The organism is Oleiphilus sp. HI0061 (genome assembly GCF_001635675.1).
This window is the reverse complement of sequence record NZ_LWFE01000029.1, coordinates 1-746: the sequence shown is the minus strand read 5'-3', so window position 1 is coordinate 746 and position 746 is coordinate 1. Positions and strand designations below refer to the sequence as shown.

The following is a 746-nucleotide window of genomic DNA, read 5'->3' as shown; positions in this document are numbered from 1 at the left end:
GGCCGAAGAGCTCGATCCCTTTTGGCACTAATGATTCGCGATAGCCTGACCGGGCTTTACAATCATACCCATACTCTACATTTGCTAGAAATTGAAGTTGCTAAAGCAGCGGAAAGCGAACTACCTGTCTGTTTCGCAATGCTCGATATCGACTACTTCAAAAAGATTAATGATAACTACGGCCACCCTATTGGCGACCGCGTACTGAAAAGCCTTTCTCTTTTCCTTAAACAGCGGCTACGTAAAACAGACCACATCGGTCGCTATGGTGGCGAAGAGTTTGCCATCGTACTGCCAAATACTTCTGAACGCGATGCTAAAACTATTCTTAACGAAATACGTGAACGCTTTGCAGAATTACCACAGCCCGCCGGAACCGGCACATTCAATGTCACCTTTAGTTGCGGCATTGCATTAGCTGACCACGAAAACGCTCAATCCTTATGTGAAAAGGCTGATCATGCCCTATACGAAGCAAAGAGAAATGGACGAAATAATGTCCGTTGCTACAATACAGAACTGTAAGAAAACCTGCTTGTAAATAACGCAATATATGGGCAAACTAGCCACTATATTGTAGATAAAGTGTCATAAAAAGAAACTACACTTGTAGACATTTCTCACGGCACTTAGAATTAACTTTCTCTTTCACATGTTTTTACGAGCATCGTCTGATTATGGCTAGCATACTGGTACTTCATGGCCCAAACCTAAACCTTTTAGGCACCCGCGAACCCGAAATTTAC

The 746-nt window shown here is 43.2% G+C and carries 2 protein-coding genes; both read left to right on the top strand.

Annotated elements, in window-relative coordinates:
• A partial coding sequence (locus tag A3735_RS00450) for a GGDEF domain-containing protein (protein WP_156499275.1) occupies nucleotides 1-525 on the top strand: 525 nt, incomplete at its 5' end.
• Between the two features lie 152 nt (nucleotides 526-677).
• The coding region (locus tag A3735_RS29415) for a type II 3-dehydroquinate dehydratase (RefSeq protein ID WP_156499276.1) at nucleotides 678-746 on the top strand (69 nt) is incomplete at its 3' end.